The 13562-nt window shown below is 68.5% G+C and carries 15 protein-coding genes; 7 read left to right on the top strand and 8 right to left on the bottom strand.

Features of this window, described 5'->3' with window-relative positions; genetic code table 11:
• Window positions 1-47: 47 nt before the first annotated feature.
• Window positions 48-1346: an isocitrate lyase gene (aceA, locus tag FHS98_RS05945; RefSeq protein ID WP_167101448.1), complete on the top strand. Its 1299-nt coding sequence runs from the start codon at window positions 48-50 to the stop codon at window positions 1344-1346.
• Between the two features lie 23 nt (window positions 1347-1369).
• Window positions 1370-1552, top strand: coding sequence for a hypothetical protein (locus tag FHS98_RS05950; protein WP_167100414.1), 183 nt, complete (start codon window positions 1370-1372; stop codon window positions 1550-1552).
• Window positions 1553-1615: 63 nt separating this feature from the next.
• On the opposite strand, the gene FHS98_RS05955 is transcribed toward FHS98_RS05950, so the two are convergent.
• Window positions 1616-1936: a hypothetical protein gene (locus FHS98_RS05955; RefSeq protein ID WP_167101451.1), complete on the bottom strand. Its 321-nt coding sequence runs from the start codon at window positions 1934-1936 to the stop codon at window positions 1616-1618.
• A gap of 92 nt (window positions 1937-2028) precedes the next feature.
• Between FHS98_RS05955 and FHS98_RS05960 the strand changes: the two genes are divergently transcribed.
• A complete protein-coding gene (locus FHS98_RS05960; protein ID WP_167101454.1) occupies window positions 2029-2928 on the top strand; it encodes a LysR family transcriptional regulator in 900 nt (299 codons plus the stop codon).
• Between the two features lie 4 nt (window positions 2929-2932).
• On the opposite strand, the gene FHS98_RS05965 is transcribed toward FHS98_RS05960, so the two are convergent.
• Both FHS98_RS05965 and FHS98_RS05970 read right to left on the bottom strand, forming a co-directional pair.
• Entirely contained in the window at window positions 2933-3406 is a 474-nt protein-coding gene (locus FHS98_RS05965; RefSeq protein WP_167101457.1) for a low molecular weight protein-tyrosine-phosphatase, read from the bottom strand.
• Complete coding sequence (locus FHS98_RS05970; protein WP_167101460.1) at window positions 3403-4032, bottom strand: NADPH-dependent FMN reductase; 630 nt, start codon at window positions 4030-4032, stop codon at window positions 3403-3405. Before FHS98_RS05970 ends, FHS98_RS05965 begins: the two co-directional genes overlap by 4 nt.
• Window positions 4033-4179: 147 nt before the next feature.
• Here FHS98_RS05970 and FHS98_RS05975 point away from each other — a divergent pair, with 147 nt between their 5' ends.
• Window positions 4180-5391, top strand: a complete 1212-nt coding sequence (locus tag FHS98_RS05975; protein ID WP_167101463.1) for an NAD(P)/FAD-dependent oxidoreductase — start codon at window positions 4180-4182, stop codon at window positions 5389-5391.
• Window positions 5392-5434: 43 nt separating this feature from the next.
• On the opposite strand, the gene FHS98_RS05980 is transcribed toward FHS98_RS05975, so the two are convergent.
• On the bottom strand, window positions 5435-5962 hold the full coding sequence (locus tag FHS98_RS05980; protein WP_167101466.1) for an Rrf2 family transcriptional regulator: 528 nt from the start codon (window positions 5960-5962) through the stop codon (window positions 5435-5437).
• Between the two features lie 65 nt (window positions 5963-6027).
• Complete coding sequence (locus FHS98_RS05985) at window positions 6028-7035, bottom strand: acyltransferase family protein (RefSeq protein WP_167101469.1); 1008 nt, start codon at window positions 7033-7035, stop codon at window positions 6028-6030.
• Between the two features lie 240 nt (window positions 7036-7275).
• On the opposite strand from FHS98_RS05985, the gene FHS98_RS05990 reads away from it, so the two are divergent.
• Window positions 7276-8355, top strand: a complete 1080-nt coding sequence (locus FHS98_RS05990) for a polysaccharide pyruvyl transferase family protein (RefSeq protein ID WP_167101473.1) — start codon at window positions 7276-7278, stop codon at window positions 8353-8355.
• A gap of 4 nt (window positions 8356-8359) precedes the next feature.
• Here the strand turns inward: FHS98_RS05990 and FHS98_RS05995 are convergent, their stop codons facing one another.
• Both FHS98_RS05995 and FHS98_RS06000 read right to left on the bottom strand, forming a co-directional pair.
• Window positions 8360-9868 (bottom strand): lipopolysaccharide biosynthesis protein, encoded by a 1509-nt coding sequence (locus tag FHS98_RS05995; protein ID WP_167101477.1) that lies wholly within the window; start codon window positions 9866-9868, stop codon window positions 8360-8362.
• Complete coding sequence (locus FHS98_RS06000) at window positions 9865-10848, bottom strand: glycosyltransferase family 2 protein (RefSeq protein WP_167101481.1); 984 nt, start codon at window positions 10846-10848, stop codon at window positions 9865-9867. The genes FHS98_RS05995 and FHS98_RS06000 overlap by 4 nt, the downstream gene beginning before the upstream one ends.
• A 54-nt stretch (window positions 10849-10902) precedes the next feature.
• Here FHS98_RS06000 and FHS98_RS06005 point away from each other — a divergent pair, with 54 nt between their 5' ends.
• Window positions 10903-11883, top strand: a complete 981-nt coding sequence (locus FHS98_RS06005; RefSeq protein ID WP_167101485.1) for a glycosyltransferase family 2 protein — start codon at window positions 10903-10905, stop codon at window positions 11881-11883.
• Between the two features lie 151 nt (window positions 11884-12034).
• Window positions 12035-12274: a hypothetical protein gene (locus tag FHS98_RS06010; protein WP_167101488.1), complete on the top strand. Its 240-nt coding sequence runs from the start codon at window positions 12035-12037 to the stop codon at window positions 12272-12274.
• Here the strand turns inward: FHS98_RS06010 and FHS98_RS06015 are convergent.
• A complete protein-coding gene (locus tag FHS98_RS06015; RefSeq protein WP_167101491.1) occupies window positions 12255-13544 on the bottom strand; it encodes a hypothetical protein in 1290 nt (429 codons plus the stop codon). The genes FHS98_RS06010 and FHS98_RS06015 overlap by 20 nt on opposite strands.
• Window positions 13545-13562 lie beyond the last annotated feature (18 nt).

Below are 13562 nucleotides of genomic sequence, written 5' to 3' on the forward strand. Positions count from 1 at the left end.
CGGAGGATGGCCCATCCCCTCTTCCAACGAAGAAGGAGGATGTGCCCGTGACCGATTTCGCGACTCTCGTTCCCGCCCCGGCCGGCCGGTTCGACGGCATAAGCCGCGCCTATGCGCCGGCCGAGGTCGAGCGGCTGCGCGGCTCGGTGGCGATCGAGCACACGCTGGCCCGCAAGGGCGCGCTGAAGCTGTGGGAGCTGCTGAAGGGCGAGCCCTATATCAACGCGCTCGGCGCGCTCTCCGGCAATCAGGCGATGCAGATGGTCCGCGCCGGGCTGAAGGCGATCTATCTCTCGGGCTGGCAGGTCGCGGCGGACGCCAACACGGCGGGCGCGATGTACCCGGACCAGTCGCTCTATCCCGCCAACGCCGGGCCGGAGCTGTGCCGCAAGATCAACCGCACGCTCCAGCGCGCCGACCAGATCGAGCATTCGGAAGGCGGCGCCAAGCGTGACTGGTTCGCGCCGATCATCGCCGATGCCGAGGCCGGCTTCGGTGGGCCGCTCAACTGCTTCGAGATCATGAAGGCCTATATCGAGGCGGGCGCTGCCGGCGTTCACTTCGAGGACCAGCTCGCGAGCGAGAAGAAGTGCGGCCACTTGGGCGGCAAGGTGCTGATCCCTTGCGCTGCGCACATCCGCAATCTTCAGGCGGCGCGTCTGGCGGCGGACGTCTGCGGCGTGCCGACCGTCCTCGTTGCTCGCACCGATGCGGAGAGCGCCAAGCTCATCACCTCGGACGTCGACGAGCGCGACCATGAATGGCTGACCGGCGAGCGCACTCCCGAAGGCTTCTTCCGCCTGAAAGAGGGCACCGGCGTCGATCATTGCATCAAGCGCGGCATCGCCTTTGCCGAGCACGCCGATCTCTTGTGGTGGGAAACAAGCCACCCAAACCTGGAGGATGCTAAGCGGTTCGCCGAGGCTGTGCAGAAAGCGCACCCGGGCAAGATGATGGCGTACAACTGCTCGCCCTCCTTCAACTGGGAGGCGAAGCTGGACAAGGATACCATCGCCAAATTCCAGCGCGAGCTGGGCGCGATGGGCTACAAGTTCCAGTTCGTGACGCTGGCGGGCTTCCACCAGCTCAATCACGGCATGTTCGAGCTGGCGCGCGGCTATAGGGATCGCGGCATGGCGGCTTATTCGGAGCTTCAGCAGGCCGAGTTCGCCAGCGAGGCCGAGGGCTACACCGCGACGCGGCATCAGCGCGAGGTGGGCACCGGCTATTTCGATCTCGTGGCGCAGGCGGTGGCGCCCGACGCCTCGACCACCGCGCTCGCGACATCGACCGAGGCGGATCAGTTCAGGAAAGGCGCGGCGCCCATCGCGATCGCCGCAGAATAACCATTGGGGAAAGGAGAAAGACCATGGCCATCCAGATGACGAACCCGCAGCCCACCCCGGAGCCGGCCCGCGCCCGCGCGGTCTTCTCGACGGAGGATTTCGGGCTGCTCCGGCAGGCGGTTGCCCATTATCTGCATGAGGTTCAGGATAGCCCGCAATCGGTGAAGTTCAGCAACCTCTACCATCGCCTCGGTCGGCTGTCCTGACGCCGGGCCGACGGGCCTTCAGGGGCGCCCCCTTCTCCTTTGGGGAGGCGGGCGTCGCCGCGTTCAGGCGGCGACGAGACGCAGCGCTTCGATCTGAGCGTTGCTGTAACCATGGGCGATCAGCTCGGCACCGATCTCACGGGCGCGCTGCACGTTGCGGCGGCTGGCGCAGACGAAGCGGCGGATCGTGTCGAGGCGCTCATCGGCCAGCGGGGTCGGCTTCTCGATGCCGGTCAGCAGGCGGAACAGGCGGGCCAGCCTGCCCTCCCTGGCATTGCGCGGGGCGGCACAGGTCAGACGCTCGGCATCGCGCAGCGCAACCGTGACCGCCTGCCACTCTTCGGTGGAAAGGTGCGGCTGGCTCTTGATATCGATCATCATCATGGCCTGTCTCCAATCTGTTGGAGCCCGATTAGGCCCGTTCCCCTTGTAGCGGGACTGCGATAATCTCGGCCGGACTGTTCAGGGAAATCGAAATGCTGAACCCCGGTACGCCGACTTACGATCAACTCCGCATCTTCCTCACCGTCATCGAGACGGGAAGTTTCGCCGCCGCCGGACGGCAATTGAACCGGGCCACGTCCGTCATCAGCTACGGCATCGCCAATCTGGAGGCGCAGCTCGGCCTTGTGCTGTTCGATCGCGAAGGCACCCGCCGCCCGACGCTGACGCCGGCCGGACAGTCGGTGCTGGCGGAGGCCCACGCCATCGCCGAGGGCATGGACGGGCTGCGCGCCAAGGTGAAGGGCCTGCTCCAGGGGCTGGAGCCCGAAGTGAGCGTCGCGGTGGACGTCATGCTGCCGAGCACCTGGCTCGGCAACACGCTCAACGCCTTCAGCCGGGAATTTCCGACGGTGGCGCTGCGCCTCCACGTCGAGGCGCTGGGCGCGGTGGCGGCGCATGTGCTGAACGGCACCGCGATGATCGGGGTCAGCGGCCCACTCGCGGCCGAGATCGAGGGGATCGAGCGCGTCTCGCTGGGTTCGGTGCCGCTGGTACCGGTGGCCGCGCCGGATCATCCGCTGGCGCGCGGCAAGCTCAGGCCGGGTGCGGGGCGCGAGCATATCCAGCTCGTGCTGACCGATCGCTCCCCCCTCACCGCCGGGCGCGACTTCTCGGTGGTGAGCGACCGGACGTGGCGCCTGGCCGATCTCGGCGCCAAGCACGCGCTGCTGCGCGAGGGAATCGGCTGGGGCCATATGCCCGTGCCGCTGATCGAGCCGGACCTGATGGCCGGCACGCTGGTGAAGCTCGATATGCCGGATCACACCGGCGTCACCTATCGCTTCGACGGCATCTGGCGGCGGGATGCGCCCCCCGGCCCGGCGGCGAACTGGCTGATCCAGCGCTTTTCGGGAAAATCGCTGGAATGCTGAAAGCTCAGGGGCGGGCGGCGATCGCCCGCACGAGCCCGCGCGCGCCGGCGCTGACGTCCGCCCATGTCGTGTCGAAGCCGTCGGCGTCGCCATAATAGGGATCGCGCACGCCCTGCCCCTCACGGCCGGGAACATGATCGAGCAGCAGGCCGATCGTCGCCGTGGCGCCCGTGGGGGCGAGGCGCCGGAGGTCGGCCAGATTATCCGCATCGAGCGCGACGATATGGGTGAAGCGGGTGAAGTCCGCCGTCGTCACCTGCCGCGCGCGATAGCCGGAGATGTCGATGCCGTGACGCAGCGCCACCGCCTGCGCGCGCCGATCCGGCGCATCGCCCGCGTGCCAGCCGCCCGTGCCCGCCGAGTCGATCTCCAGATCGAGGCCCGCCCGCGCCGCCTCCGCCCGCAGCGCCGCCTCGGCCAGCGGCGAGCGGCAGATATTGCCGAGGCAGACGAGCAGAACGGACGGACGCGCCGTCATCCGCACGGATTCTCGTCCCTGCCCTCGCCCTCACCCGAGCCGGTTGCCGTGACGGAAGGAGCACGCAGCCGCAGCCGGGCGAACTCCACCACCTGATTGCCCACAAGGCGGAGCTGGTTGATCGCCGCCTGATCGGTGCAGGCGCCGTCGACGAACAGCCCCGGCGTCGCCTTCACCGCCGCGCCCAGCGGCGTCGGCCAACCGCGCAGCGCGTGGACGATGGAACGCAGCGTGCTCAGCGTCGATCCCGTCGCCTGCCAGCCATAGGCCGTGACGATCAGGCCCACCGGCATCCCGTCCAGATAGACGCGCTGATCCCGCGACGTCTCCTCCAGATAGTCGATCGCATTCTTCACGAGGCCCGAGATCGAGCCATGATAGCCGGGGCTCGCGATGATGACGCCATCGGCCGCGCGCACCGCGGCGACCAGTTCACGCGCCACGTCGCTTCGATCCACCGCGCCCGGCGCATAATGCGGCAGCGACGAGAGGCTCGGCCCGTCGAACTGCCGCACCTGCGCGCCCGCCTCCCGCGCAGCCTCCAGCGCCACCGTCAGGGCGCGCTCGGTCGACGACCCCGGATTGGTCGTCCCGCCGATGCCGACGATGAACGGATTCGCGATCATGCAACTCTCCCTGCCCCTCCGCAGCGCCTACCGGCTCCCGCCGCCCAAGGGAAGCGCCCGGCGACGGGCCGCCTTCGCGAGGCTTGTCTTTTAACTACGACTCATGTAGTCGTAGTTTTATCGAACCCCCTTGGAAGGAATGGTGTCATGGCTCAACGCATCCTGATCGTCGGTGCCGGATTCGCCGGAATGTGGACGGCGCTCGGCGCCGCGCGGGTGCTGGAGGAGAATGGTCGCGCCGATGGCGGAATCGAGATCGCGCTGATCGCGCCGCAGCCGGAACTGCATGTCCGCCCCCGCCTCTACGAAGCCGAGGCCGGCACGATGAAGGCGCCGCTCCGTGAGGTTTTCGACGCGGCGGGCGTGCGCTTCGTGCAGGGCACGGTCGAGCGTATCCGCACCGATGACAAGGCGGTCGACTATGTCGATGCCCATGGCGATGCCGCGACGCTCGGCTATGACCGGCTGGTGCTCGCCACCGGCAGCAAGCTGTTCCGCCCGCGCATTCCGGGCCTCACAGACCATGCGTTCAGCGTCGACCAGCTCGACGAGGCGGCCGCGCTGGAGACGCATGTGAAGGCGCTGGGGGCACTGCCCGACAGCGCGGCCCGCAACACCGTCGTCATCGCCGGCGGCGGCTTCACCGGCATCGAGACGGCGGCCGAGATGCCCGCCCGCCTGCGCGAGGCGCTGGGCGCGGATGCGCAGACCCGTGTCGTCGTGGTCGAGCAGGCCGAGGCGATCGGCCCCGATCTCGGGCCGGGGCCGCGCCCCGTCATCGAGCAGGCGCTGGCCGAGCTGGGCGTCGAGATGCGGCTGGGCGTCGCGGTCGCCGCGATCGATGCCGACGGCGTCACGCTGGCGAACGGCGAGCGGATCGAATCCAGGACGGTGATCTGGACGGCGGGGATGCGCGCCAGTGCCCTCACCGAGCAGATTCCCGCCGAGCGCGATCGCTTCGGCCGCCTGCATGTCGACCGTAACCTGCGCGTGCCGGGCGTGGACGGCGTCTATGCGACCGGAGACACCGCCTTCGCCGCCACCGACGACGAGGGCAATCATGCCGCCATGTCGTGCCAGCACGCGATGGGCCTCGGCCGCTCGTCGGGCCACAATGTCGCGGCCGACCTGCTGGGGCTCGCGCCCATCCCCTACAGCCAGCCCTTTTATGTCACCTGTCTGGATCTCGGCCCCTGGGGCGCGGTCTATTCGGAAGGCTGGGATCGCGTGGTGAAGATGGAAGGTGCCGAGGCGAAGGCGCTCAAGCACCAGATCAACTCGGAGTGGATCTATCCGCCCCGCGCCGACCGGGCCGAGGCGCTCGCGGCCGCCGATCCGCGCCGGGCGGTGGTCGCCTGAACCGAAAGGACGAGGCTGGCGCTTCGGGAAACCGGGCGCCGGCCTATCGCGATGTGCGGGTCGTCCGGGCGGGGCCGCGCTCGGACAGCCAGTCGAACGCCTTGGCCCCATATCCGGGCGGCGCCTTGTCCGCCACGCGCGCGGCGAGGCTCGCCAGCGTATGCGAGGCCATCACATCCCGGATGCGCGCCTCCGCCTCCAGCATCACCGCATGGATCGAGCAGACGCCCCGCGTCGCCCAGTCCGGCGTATCGCCCTCGAACAGCGCGCACTGGCTGCGGATGTTGCGACATTCGAACAGCGGCTTCTGCCCGTCGATCGCCTCGACGATATCGAGCACGCTGATCGTCGCCGGCGCGCGGGCGAGCCGAAAGCCTCCGCGCACGCCCTCGGTTGCGGCGACGATGCCGGCCTTCTGGAGCTTGGTGAACAGCTTGGCCACGAAATCGGCCGGAACACCCTGCAACTCGGCCAGATCGCGCGCGCTGGCCAGCGGCTGCTCCTCGTCGCTATCCACCAGGAACAGCAGGCAGTGCAGAGCATATTCGACGCCGGTCGTGATGTGCGTCACACGATAACTCCGATTTAACTGGTCGCCGTTATACGATCCTGCCCGAAAAAGCAATCTCGTGGCGATCAGGCCGCTCCGGCGACGGCTTCCCTGAGGCGACGGCGGCGCGCGGCGAAGTGCCGGATCATCGGCCGCTCGACCAGCGCATATCCCGCCAGCCCCACGGCCAGACCGGTCGCGACGTGCAGCGCTATGGCCGGCAGGACGGGCAGCCCCAGCATATGCGCCACCCGCGCCGAAACCGATAGGCCCAGCGTATGCCAGAGATAGATCGAGTAGCTCGCATCCCCTAGTCCTTCGAGCAGGGGCCACCCGCCGATGCCGCCCGGCCGCCGCTCCCGCCCGAGCACGGCCGCGACGGCCAGCAGCGCGGGCAATCCGAACAGCGCGGGCTTGGGCCAGCCCGCCGGCAGCATCTGCGACACGGCGAAGCCCAGCACCGCCGCGAGCGCCAGCAGCGGCGCCAAAGCTGGCGACGGGCCGCCCTTCTCCCACAGCCAGCCCAGCCACAATCCGCCTAGAAATTCGAGGATGTGCGGATCGGTGTAGAAACGCATCGCCGTGCTTTCGGGCCGCAGCACGCCGTCGGCCAACGCCAGCCCCGCCAGCACCAGCGTCAGCAGGCCAAGCTGTCGCCCGCGTGGCACGAGCAGCACGAGCGCGAACAGGCCATAGAAGGCCACCTCGTAATTGAGCGTCCAGCCCGGCACGAGCAGCGGCCAGACCTGCCCGTTGCTGGGCGAAATCCACGGCAGGAAGGCATAGGAGGCGAACACATGCCCGACGGTGAGCCGCACCGCCGGGAACAGCCCGGCCAGCGCGCCGGCCAGCATCACGCTCGTCGCGGCCCAATAACCCGGCAGGATGCGCTTGAGCCGATCGAGCAGGAAGGTGCCCGGCCGGCTCGTCTCGTCGGTGATGGCCCACATCAGGAAGCCGCTCAGCACGAAGAACAGGTCCACGCCCGCTTCGCCGAGCCCCATACGCACGCCGGCCCGATCCGCCGCGTGATACGCCAGAACGCCACAGGCGGCGATGCCGCGAACATACTGAAGGCCAGAAAGCCGCCTCATGTCTCCACCGCTATGCCGATCCGGTGAAGCGTTCGAGAGCGTCGTCCAACGGTTCGTCCGCGAACCATCTCGGTTCGTCGTTTATTGCTGCATCGCGACAGTCCGGGAACCGGAACGCCGGCCGACCGTTACCGCGCCTCGTGGGGAAGTTAAGGATGCAAGCGCGTTTCCGGCACGACACGCCGCTTGCGGCCAGCCGCCGCCTTGCGTGGCCCGACATGCTGCGGTGCAGTCCGCAGGATGTCGGCGCCCGCCGGGCGGCGGCAGGGCTTCGCCACTTCCAGCCCGAACACAGGATCGCCCGTGCAAATCGTCTATTACAAGGATGCCGTCGGCAATTTCGGCGACGACCTCAACGAACTCATGTGGCCGCGGCTGCTGCCCGAGGATGTGCGTTCCGCCCCCGACACGGTGATGGTCGGCATCGGCAGCCTGCTCGATCAGGCCCGCTTCCGCGACGTCGACACGGCGGGCAAGCGCGTGTTCGTGATGGGTTCGGGCGCCGCCTATGGCGCGCTGCCGGAGGGGCATGAACGCTGGAACTATCTCGCCGTGCGCGGGCCGCTCACCGCCGCGCTGGTCCGCCAGCCGCAGGCCGCCGTCACCGACAGCGCGGCGCTGCTCGCCCGCATCCCGGACGCGGTGAAATGGGCGCCGAAGCGGGATGCCATCCTGTTCATGCCGCATCACCGCACGCTGGTGAACAGCCGCTGGAAGCAGGCGGCGAAGCAGGCCGGCATGGCCTTCGTCGATCCGCAATGGTCCACCGAGCGCATCCTCGCCTGCTACGGCCACGCCAAGCTGGTGGTCACCGAGGCGATGCACGGCGCGATCGTGGCGGATACGCTGCGCATCCCGTGGGTGCCGGTGATGATCTCGCCGGAGGTCAGCATCTTCAAGTGGCGCGACTGGGCCTCGTCGCTCGGCCTGCCCTACAAGCCGGTGGCGCTGCCGCCGACGGCGCATCTCGAATCCTTCCGCTATGATCGCATCACCCGGCTGACGCAGGCGAGCGGACGGAGTGTCGCCCATGCCGGCGGCGCCCAGATGACCGACAGCGAGCTGCTCGACGACTTCGCCCGCCGCTATCGCGACGAGCCGAAGGTGATCGACTCGGTGCAGGCGCCGGGCGGCGTCAAGACGCTGCTCAAGGCGGCCATCTCCTCGTTCGACGGGCCGAAGGTCGCGGCCGCCGCGCGCGCGCTCCAGAAGGCGGCGACGGGCGAGAGCTTCCTCAGCGGCGACGCGATCTTCAACGATCGGGTGAACCAGCTCGAGGCGGCGCGGGTGCGCCTGATCGAGATGGTGCGCGCGGGCTGAACCCTCAGGCCCGGCGGAAGCCCCGGGCCATACCGATCGCGCGGCGCATCTGCGCCCGCCCGCTGGGGAACAAGGCCAGCGCCGCGCCGAACAGCGCATAGGCGACCAGCACCGCCAGCACGAGACCGCCGAAGCTCGACCAGATCGCGGCGCCGGACAGCAGCCCCAGCACGCCGCCGCTCACCGCCGTCGCGACGATGAGCGGCAGGAGCAGGCGCAGCGCATCCGCCCGGCTCACCGGCCCGCTGCGCGTCACCGCCCACCACATCATCGGAATCTGCACGAGTCCGCTCGTCACGGCGGCCGACACGGCGACGCCCTTCGGCCCCCAGAAGATGCCGACCAGATAGCCGAGGATCACCACCGCCGAGCCGAGCCCGCCCCATTTGAGCTGCTCCTCGGCGCGGCCCTGGCTGACGAACAGCCACGACGCCGCCTGCCGGAGCTGGAGCGTCAGTGCGCAGACGCCGAGCCAGCCGAAGATCGGAGCCGATGCCGCCCAACGCTCGCCCAGCAGAACGACAATCACCGGCCTTGCGAAGACGATCGCGCACAGGATGCCCGGTGTGGTGAGCGCGAGGATGCCGCCCAGCATGGCGAGATAGGATTTGCGATATTCCGCCGCATCGTCCGCCAGCCGGGAAAGCAGCGGCACCGCCACGCGCGCGGCGGGCGCCGTCATCTGCCACAAGGGCTGGAACATCAGCTTGTAGGCGCGATCGTAGATGCCGAGCGGCCCCGCCCCGAAGCGGGCGCCGATCAGGATATTGTCGAGATTGGTGATGAGATAGCCGAGCAGGTTATAGCCCGTCACCGTCCCCCCGAAGCGCACCAGATGCAGCGCGTCCCGGTCGATCCCCGGCCGTGACGGCCGCCAGCCGGAGAAGCCCCACGCCATCAGCAGCGTCGCCGCGCCATTGGCGATCTGCATCGCCACCAGCGACCAGTAGCCCAGCCCCGAAAAGGCCGCCGACACGCCGACGATCACGCCGACCACCAGCGCCCCCACCTCGATCAGCGCGATCGCGCCGAAGCGCATCCGCCGGTTGAGGATCGCCAGATGCTGCGCGGCAAGGCTGGAAAGCAGCAGCGCGATCGCCATCGTCGCCATCACCGGCATCACGGCCGGCGTCTTGTAGAAGGCGGCGGCGAGAGGCGCTGCGAGCACCGCCGCTCCCGCCAGCCCGCAGCCGATCAGCACGTTCAACCAGAACAGGCTCGACAGCTCCCGCTGACTGATCCTCGGCCGCTGGATCGTCGCGGCGGAGAGGCCGAGATCGGTCAGCAGCAAGGCCGCCGTCACGATCGGGCCGACCATCGCCAGCAGACCGAAATCCCTCGGCAGCAGCAGCCGCGCCAAAGCGACCTGGCTGCCGAACTGGAGCACGAACTTCGCCCCCTGTCCGGCAAGCGTCATCGCCGCGCCCATCGCGGAGCGCTTCTTGAGCGCCTGCGCATCGCCTTCGGGGGAGAACATCGACGGCGCCTCCGGGGCGGCCACGGCGTCGCTCATCGCGCGGCGCCCGCCGGCCCGCGATAGCCGCCTTGCAACGCCTTGCGCAGCACGACCGGCAATTGCCGCGCGCCTTCCTGCACGACGAGCGGCACGCTGTCTGCCCCTCCGAAGAGGTATCCGAGCGCGGCGGCGGGCCGCTTCGCCTTCAGCTCGTCGGTGAAGCCGCGATAATAATAGCAGCGATCGACATTGCGCAGATGCCGCCGGATCAGCGTCGCGAAGGCGCGGTCGCCCCGATCCTTCGCCTCGGCGAGCAGCCGGCGCTGGCGCCTGCGGAGCCGATCGAGATCGCCCGTCGTCTGCACCTGCGTCAGCGAATCCGGGCGGACGAGATAGCGGTACATCGGCTCCGGGTGCAGCCACCACCGCGCCCCCGCCCGCAGGCAGTCCACATAGAGCGCGAAGTCCTCCGCGAAGCGGACCTTCTCATCGTACCGGAGGCCATGGCTGGCGAGGAACGCACGCCGCATCAGGGGTTTCAGGAAGCCGTAATTGGTGCGCGGCGCATCCGGCGTGGAGATGTTGCGGGCGATGAACTCGGGCAGGTCGATCGCGCGCGGGCAGACGAGGAAGCCCGGCGCCATCATCGGCACGGCGGTGCCGTCGCCGGCATCGACCAGCAGCATATTGTCGGCGACGAGATCGGCATGTTGCTCCTCCCCCAGCGCCACCAAAGTCGCGAGCCGGCCGGGCAGATAGGCGTCGTCCGCGTCGAGCAGCGCGATCCACTGGCCCTGCGCGGCGGCGATGCCGGCGTTGCGCGCCACGGATGGGCCACCATTTTGCGACAGCACGATCAGCGACACGCGCGGGTCGGCAGCAGCCATGTGGCGGACCTTTTCGCGGGTATCGTCGGTCGACCGGTCATCCACCACGACGACTTCCAGCGAAACGCCCTCCTGTTGCGTTGCGGAAGCGATTGCCGCCTCGATATACTGCCCCGCGTTGAAGGCGGGGATCACGACGCTGACCTGCATGACGGGGGCTGTTCCTCTGCTCGTTCCCGATGCAAACGCCTCGGAAGGAGAAATATGTCCGCGCCTGAGATTACGGTGATTATCCCTGCATACAACGTGGCGGACTTCATCCTGCCGTGCCTGCGGTCCGTCACGTCCCAGACGCACCGGAACTGGCGCTGCATCGTCGTCGACGACGGCTCGACCGACGGCACCGCGGCGCGTGTCGTGACCCTGAACGATCCGCGCATTACGCTGGTGCAGCAAAGGAATGCCGGCGTGTCGATGGCGCGCAATCATGGCCTGTCGCTGGCGACCGGCCGCTACACCATGTTCCTCGACGGCGACGACATCCTGAACCCCACCGCGCTCGCCCGTCTCGCCGACAGGCTGGACCAGCGGCCCGAGGCGGTGGCGGCGTTCGGCACCTTCCTCAAGATCCTGCCGAGCGGCGCGCCCTATCCGGGGCAGAAGCCGCTCGCCCAGCATCGCTATCCCGACGGCGACGTGCTGGAGCCTTTGCTGCGCGGCAATTTCTTCGCCAATGGCGGGCATGTGCTGGTCCGCACCGAGGTGGCGAAGGCGCTCGGCGGCTTCGACGCGGGCATCCGGCTGAGCGAGGATTGGGAATTCTGGTGCCGGCTCGCGGCGCGTGGCCCGTTCGCCTTCATCGGCAACGAACCGGAGGTCTTCTCGCTGCGCGTCCGGCCGGGAAGCTCCTCGGGCGGGCTCTCGGTCGACTGGGCGAATCACCAGCCCTGCCTTGAGGCCATCGCCGGCAACCGGGAGATTCGGGAGCGGTTCGACGCCCGCCAGTGGCGGCGACTCAACCGATCGATGCGCGCCAGCGGCATGTGGGAGGCCGGCCGCGTGAATTTCACCATGCGCCGCTTCGGGGTGGCCCGGAAATTGATGTGGGGCGCGTTCGGCATGGAGCCCACGGCCAGGCGCGGCGCGATGCTGGCGGCGGCCGAAATCCAGCGCTGGACGGGCCGCGCCCTCCTCTCCCGCCTGCGCTATCGCGACAGCGACATCGAGGCCGACGCCTCCGCCTGACCCAAAGTCCGCTTGGGATCACCCGCCCCTCTGTGCCATGCTGGCGCAGGGGACGTCGGAACGCGCATCGTTATTTTTGACCTTTGTCTTAAACGCTCGGCAAGGTCGCCCGGTCTATGAGAGAAAATATTAACGAGCGGAGAGGCAGGGGGTGATCGAAGATCCACCGATCCTGAAGGGCGATGAGCCAATGAAATCCGACGGCCTCGTCCGTTCCGGCGACGTGATCCCCAATTCTCAGCCGCACGATGCCGCCCGGCAGGAGTCGATCGATCCGGTCGCGCCCGCCAATGTCCGCCCGCTCGGCGGGCGACGCATCTCCTTCGCCGCCTGGGGCCTGGCGGCCGTCGCGGGCATCGCGATCTGGACGCTCATCTTTCGGCTGATCTGATCCGCTCCTCCGGCAGGCCGGACCAGATGCACAGCAGCATCAGCAGCACCAGGATAGGCGTGAACAGCAGATAGCCGCCGCCCACCACGAAGGTGGTGAACGCCAGCACCGACAGGATCGCATAGTCCCGCCGCCACAGCGTGCCGAGGAACATGACGATGAACGCGCCGATCCCGATCAGGCCATAATCCATCACCAGCTTGGCGATGGAATTGCCCGTCCCCTCGACATGATAGAGATAGCGCTCGGTCGCGCCCGGCCCCCAGCCGATCAGGATGCGCCCCTCCTGCATCAGGTCCGAGATCGGCAGGAACGGGCCGATGAAGCGCGCATAGCCGCTCGATCCCGAATAGTTCAGCTCGTTCACCCGGCTGGTCAGCGATCCCACCTGCTCGGGGAAGGCCACACTCGCCACCGCGAGGCCCAGCGCGCCCGCGATCAGCAACCCCGCCACGCGCCCGAAATTCTTCGCCGACAGGCAGGCGTAGAAAGGCACCGCCAGCGCCAGCGTCAACGCGCCGGTCCCTGAAAAGGAGAGCAGATAGGCGAGCAGGTAGAGCGGCAGATATTTCGCCCGCCCGAGGATGAAATAATCGAGCACGATGGCGATCGCGAGCGTCTGCGAGAACACGCTCGGCTCGATCAGGAAGAAGCCGTTGGAGCGCAGGATCGACGAGCCGTAATGCAGCGTCGGGTTGAAGTTGAACTGGGACTCGATCAGCACCGGACGCAGCGGCGGCACGGTGAGCATGAAGGAGAAGATCCGCACGCCGCCGAACTGGATCACCCACTGGATGATGCCGAGCACCGCGCAAAGCCGCGTGTAGAACAGGAAGACCGGGAAGATCACCGCCCGATCGAAGCGGCTCCCCGGCCCCAGCACGGTGAAGCCATAGGTCAGCAGGATCGCGAGCAGCGAGGTGAGGCTCGTCCCGAAGCGCGCGTCCGGCGCCAGCAACGCATACAGCGTCGCGATCAGCGTCCAGCCGGCGAACATCATATAGAGCGCCGCCCCGCGCTCGCGCACGGTGGCGATGCCGGTGGCCACCGCCCAGCCGAGCAGCAGCCCGAAGGCCGGCAGGCTGAAGAACAGTGCGCTCCCGCCGAACATATGCCCGAAACGCTGGAAGATCATGCAGATGATGAAGCCCGCATGGGCGAAGATCAGGCTGCGGCGGGTGTCGAACGCCTCCGCCGCCGGAATGCGGACGGGGGATGCCATCAGGTCCGTCCAGTTGCCGCGCCGGATGGTGGGTTGCAGTGCCGTCATCGGCCGGCCTTCCCTCGC

Origin of the sequence: Sphingomonas oligoaromativorans, from assembly GCF_011762195.1 — a bacterium.
In the GTDB taxonomy this organism is placed as follows: Bacteria; Pseudomonadota; Alphaproteobacteria; order Sphingomonadales; family Sphingomonadaceae; genus Solisphingomonas; species Solisphingomonas oligoaromativorans.

Bases quoted from the DNA above. Each gene is read 5' to 3' on its own strand.
- FHS98_RS05950 (WP_167100414.1), top strand. From the start codon at position 1,370: ATGGCCATCCAGATGACGAACCCGCAGCCCACCCCGGAGCCGGCCCGC.
- FHS98_RS05985 (WP_167101469.1), bottom strand. From the start codon at position 7,035: ATGAGGCGGCTTTCTGGCCTTCAGTATGTTCGCGGCATCGCCGCCTGT.
- FHS98_RS06015 (WP_167101491.1), bottom strand. From the start codon at position 13,544: ATGACGGCACTGCAACCCACCATCCGGCGCGGCAACTGGACGGACCTG.
- FHS98_RS05955 (WP_167101451.1), bottom strand. From the start codon at position 1,936: ATGATGATGATCGATATCAAGAGCCAGCCGCACCTTTCCACCGAAGAG.
- FHS98_RS06000 (WP_167101481.1), bottom strand. From the start codon at position 10,848: ATGCAGGTCAGCGTCGTGATCCCCGCCTTCAACGCGGGGCAGTATATC.
- FHS98_RS06005 (WP_167101485.1), top strand. From the start codon at position 10,903: ATGTCCGCGCCTGAGATTACGGTGATTATCCCTGCATACAACGTGGCG.
- FHS98_RS05960 (WP_167101454.1), top strand. From the start codon at position 2,029: ATGCTGAACCCCGGTACGCCGACTTACGATCAACTCCGCATCTTCCTC.
- FHS98_RS05965 (WP_167101457.1), bottom strand. From the start codon at position 3,406: ATGACGGCGCGTCCGTCCGTTCTGCTCGTCTGCCTCGGCAATATCTGC.
- FHS98_RS05990 (WP_167101473.1), top strand. From the start codon at position 7,276: ATGTCGGCGCCCGCCGGGCGGCGGCAGGGCTTCGCCACTTCCAGCCCG.
- FHS98_RS05970 (WP_167101460.1), bottom strand. From the start codon at position 4,032: ATGATCGCGAATCCGTTCATCGTCGGCATCGGCGGGACGACCAATCCG.
- FHS98_RS05975 (WP_167101463.1), top strand. From the start codon at position 4,180: ATGGCTCAACGCATCCTGATCGTCGGTGCCGGATTCGCCGGAATGTGG.
- FHS98_RS05995 (WP_167101477.1), bottom strand. From the start codon at position 9,868: ATGAGCGACGCCGTGGCCGCCCCGGAGGCGCCGTCGATGTTCTCCCCC.